Annotated in this window: 1 protein-coding gene and 19 tRNA genes; 1 reads left to right on the forward strand and 19 read right to left on the reverse strand. The window is 42.2% G+C overall.

The features are described 5' to 3' along the window. The first annotated feature begins 214 nt into the window (after window positions 1-214). On the forward strand, window positions 215-1,015 hold the full coding sequence (locus tag ACEN4I_RS13115; protein WP_407103297.1) for a hypothetical protein: 801 nt from the start codon (window positions 215-217) through the stop codon (window positions 1,013-1,015). Between the two features lie 439 nt (window positions 1,016-1,454). Here ACEN4I_RS13115 and ACEN4I_RS13120 read toward each other — a convergent pair. From ACEN4I_RS13120 to ACEN4I_RS13210, 19 genes are all read right to left on the reverse strand, one after another. Then, window positions 1,455-1,526, reverse strand: a tRNA-Glu gene (locus ACEN4I_RS13120). Window positions 1,527-1,553: 27 nt separating this feature from the next. After that, window positions 1,554-1,627, reverse strand: a tRNA-Ile gene (locus ACEN4I_RS13125). A gap of 17 nt (window positions 1,628-1,644) precedes the next feature. Continuing rightward, a tRNA-Gly gene (locus tag ACEN4I_RS13130) sits at window positions 1,645-1,715 on the reverse strand. Window positions 1,716-1,725: 10 nt separating this feature from the next. Further along, a tRNA-Phe gene (locus ACEN4I_RS13135) sits at window positions 1,726-1,798 on the reverse strand. Window positions 1,799-1,813: 15 nt separating this feature from the next. Continuing rightward, window positions 1,814-1,886, reverse strand: a tRNA-Asp gene (locus tag ACEN4I_RS13140). Between the two features lie 39 nt (window positions 1,887-1,925). Further along, window positions 1,926-1,998: transfer RNA gene (locus tag ACEN4I_RS13145), tRNA-Met, on the reverse strand. 41 nt (window positions 1,999-2,039) lie between these two features. Continuing rightward, window positions 2,040-2,129: transfer RNA gene (locus tag ACEN4I_RS13150), tRNA-Ser, on the reverse strand. A gap of 41 nt (window positions 2,130-2,170) precedes the next feature. Beyond that, window positions 2,171-2,242, reverse strand: a tRNA-Glu gene (locus ACEN4I_RS13155). 42 nt (window positions 2,243-2,284) lie between these two features. Continuing rightward, a tRNA-Ser gene (locus tag ACEN4I_RS13160) sits at window positions 2,285-2,372 on the reverse strand. Window positions 2,373-2,418: 46 nt separating this feature from the next. Then, window positions 2,419-2,492, reverse strand: a tRNA-Ile gene (locus ACEN4I_RS13165). Window positions 2,493-2,497: 5 nt separating this feature from the next. Then, window positions 2,498-2,568: transfer RNA gene (locus tag ACEN4I_RS13170), tRNA-Gly, on the reverse strand. A gap of 6 nt (window positions 2,569-2,574) precedes the next feature. Then, window positions 2,575-2,647: transfer RNA gene (locus ACEN4I_RS13175), tRNA-Asp, on the reverse strand. A 40-nt stretch (window positions 2,648-2,687) separates the two neighbouring features. Further along, window positions 2,688-2,760: transfer RNA gene (locus ACEN4I_RS13180), tRNA-Met, on the reverse strand. A 41-nt stretch (window positions 2,761-2,801) separates the two neighbouring features. After that, window positions 2,802-2,891, reverse strand: a tRNA-Ser gene (locus ACEN4I_RS13185). 37 nt (window positions 2,892-2,928) lie between these two features. Beyond that, a tRNA-Ile gene (locus tag ACEN4I_RS13190) sits at window positions 2,929-3,002 on the reverse strand. Window positions 3,003-3,024: 22 nt separating this feature from the next. Further along, window positions 3,025-3,098, reverse strand: a tRNA-Met gene (locus ACEN4I_RS13195). A 28-nt stretch (window positions 3,099-3,126) separates the two neighbouring features. Beyond that, window positions 3,127-3,199: transfer RNA gene (locus ACEN4I_RS13200), tRNA-Ala, on the reverse strand. Window positions 3,200-3,208: 9 nt separating this feature from the next. After that, window positions 3,209-3,282, reverse strand: a tRNA-Pro gene (locus ACEN4I_RS13205). Window positions 3,283-3,312: 30 nt separating this feature from the next. Next, a tRNA-Arg gene (locus tag ACEN4I_RS13210) sits at window positions 3,313-3,386 on the reverse strand. Window positions 3,387-3,415 lie beyond the last annotated feature (29 nt).

The following is a 3,415-nucleotide window of genomic DNA, read 5'->3' on the forward strand; positions in this document are numbered from 1 at the left end:
CGAAGCTGAACAAACAGCTTAGGACTAATTTTAACAAATTCGGTCACATTAATGCAAGCTTTTGCGAAGTAAAAGCTTGCATTAATGTGAGCCTTGGTTTTAGGACATTTTAACTTTCGCTTGACACGCCTTATAAAAACTGAAATCTTTTTCTTTTTCCTTTTAATTTTTTTGGTATGATAGATAGGAATTAGAAGAAAGGAGCCAGTCTTTTATGCCCATAAAAAATACCATTGAAACCTTTTTATATAATCCAATAGTTTTGGTACTCTTCACTCCATTCAGCTATCTCCTGATAGGGACCCTTTATGCTGTTCAATATGTCCCATTGAATATTGGAAAATTTATCGCTTTTTATTTACTGCTTTTCGTAAATTACTGTATTGAAAATTATTTAAAAAAGCACTCGTTTCTCAATAAATCAGAACTTAAAGGTCCGTTTTATCTTATGGAATTAATGAATATCTTGTTAATAGCATTTCTCAGCTTTCAATCCCATTATTCTATTGCTTTATTAATTATCTTATATAGTTTAATCATTCATTTCCAACAAGTTCTTAAAGATAACCAGTTTCCTATTGTTGCTGTCTTGATTTTAGGAATTTTCAAAGGTGGTATGCTGACCTACTTAAGTTTCTTTATTCAAGCGCAATTTCTTCCTTTAATACTGATTGTCTGGAGTACACCATTGGTCATCTTACATTTGTTTATTGAAATCGGCAGTTATTTAGCAGAAAAAAAATCTCCTCGTGTTGCAATAGGCCAGTCTTATATATTGGTAACCCTACTGATTTTCATTTATCTAAGTACAGGACTATTTTTGTATAGTACATTTCGTATGGGGTTGTTTCTTTTTATTTTAACTCTCCCGTTAGCCATCCGTCTGGCCAGATTATTTATCACTCATAGTTGGAAAGACTCCAAATCTGTCACACTGAAAACGTTCCGGCTGTTCCAAATTCTGTATACAGTAATCTTTATTTTTGCAGAAGTCCTCTATTTCGCAAATCTTTAAAACATGAATACACCCAGCAAAAATAACTTTGTTAGCATGAAGGTAGAATACCACATTCTAATGAAGGTATTTTTGCTGATTTTATATTCGAAAATTCTCTTTTTTATATTCTATTTATTTACAATTCATAATGAGCAATCAGCAAAGTATCCGTAATAACGTTTAATCCAGTATGAGAAATAAAATCTTTTTCTTCCTCATAAAACTACCGTCCTCCAAGATGTAGAACAGCTGAAATGGGAATAAGCTGATAATATGGAACTTGAGATAATAAATTTCTCCAGCATAGAGTCCAGCTAGCATAGAATGTCCAACCTATTCAAGAAACGATAGGTGCTGTCTCAGGTATCTTACTGCCCCTGCGTACGTCAAACCAACCAAAAAGAGCTGTTCACGTCATTTGACTGTGAACAGCTCTTTTTAGCATTCTGTATTTTAATGACCCGTACGGGATTCGAACCCGTGTTACCGCCGTGAAAGGGCAGTGTCTTAACCGCTTGACCAACGGGCCTGATTAATTATTTTTCTAAGAAGAATATGGGCCTAAATGGACTCGAACCATCGACCTCACGCTTATCAGGCGTGCGCTCTAACCAGCTGAGCTATAGGCCCAAAAGACATAAAAAAAGAGCGGGTGAGGAGAATCGAACTCCCATCATCAGCTTGGAAGGCTGAGGTTTTACCACTAAACTACACCCGCATTTTAGTTATGGCCCGGGACAGAGTCGAACTGCCGACACCTTGAGCTTCAATCAAGTGCTCTACCAACTGAGCTACCGGGCCAAATATTCAATTAAACGGTCTCGACGGGAATCGAACCCGCGATCTTCTGCGTGACAGGCAGACATGTTAACCCCTACACCACGAGACCAAAATCAGCTTAATTTTTCTTTCAGTGCACTGCTGCACATTGCGGGGGCAGGACTCGAACCTGCGACCTCCGGGTTATGAGCCCGACGAGCTGCCAACTGCTCTACCCCGCGATAATAAATATAAATTTCCATGACTGCTTACAGACACGATAAGGAGGATAAGGGATTCGAACCCTTGCGTGCTTTTACACACCTGACGGTTTTCAAGACCGTTCCCTTCAGCCGGACTTGGGTAATCCTCCGATATAAACAATTGTTTATTTTGAAGAGGTTTAAAACCTCATGACCCGTACGGGATTCGAACCCGTGTTACCGCCGTGAAAGGGCAGTGTCTTAACCGCTTGACCAACGGGCCAGATAACTTGATAGAAATATTATGGATTGGTGCTAAAACTAACGGAGAAGGAGGGATTTGAACCCTCGCGCCGCGTTAACGACCTACACCCTTAGCAGGGGCGCCTCTTCAGCCACTTGAGTACTTCCCCAAACCACAATTTTACTTTTTACAAACCAATAAATTAATTGGTGTAATGGGCCTAAATGGACTCGAACCATCGACCTCACGCTTATCAGGCGTGCGCTCTAACCAGCTGAGCTATAGGCCCATAAAAGCGGGTGAGGAGAATCGAACTCCCATCATCAGCTTGGAAGGCTGAGGTTTTACCACTAAACTACACCCGCATAAAACGGTCTCGACGGGAATCGAACCCGCGATCTTCTGCGTGACAGGCAGACATGTTAACCCCTACACCACGAGACCAAAATCAGCTTAATTTTTCTTTCAGTGCATTGTTGCACTATTGCGGGGGCAGGACTCGAACCTGCGACCTCCGGGTTATGAGCCCGACGAGCTGCCAACTGCTCTACCCCGCGATAATAAATATAAATTTCCATGACTGCTTACAGACACAATAAGGAGGATAAGGGATTCGAACCCTTGCGTGCTTTTACACACCTGACGGTTTTCAAGACCGTTCCCTTCAGCCGGACTTGGGTAATCCTCCGTGAAATACAAGGTAATTCTAATCGAAAAGATCAAAGTGGACCTTGCAGGACTCGAACCTGCGACCGGACGGTTATGAGCCGTCTGCTCTAACCAACTGAGCTAAAGGTCCAAGTTCTTTTATTCAATTAAAGTAGCGGCGGAGGGGATCGAACCCCCGACCTCCCGGGTATGAACCGGACGCTCTAGCCAGCTGAGCTACACCGCCATAATTAAATTAAGAAATCTTGTTGCAATGGAGCCTAGCGGGATCGAACCGCTGACCTCCTGCGTGCAAGGCAGGCGCTCTCCCAGCTGAGCTAAGGCCCCTAAATAAAATCGGGAATACAGGATTCGAACCTGCGACCCCTTGGTCCCAAACCAAGTGCTCTACCAAGCTGAGCTAATTCCCGTATACGTTAGTAAAAACTCTTTAAAAGAGATGCACCCAGCAAGAGTCGAACTTGCAACCGCTTGATTCGTAGTCAAGTACTCTATCCAATTGAGCTATGGGTGCTAATAATGGTGCCGAGGGCCGGAATCGAA

Source organism: Desemzia sp. FAM 23990 (genome assembly GCF_045528485.1).
Taxonomy (GTDB): domain Bacteria; phylum Bacillota; class Bacilli; order Lactobacillales; family Carnobacteriaceae; genus Desemzia.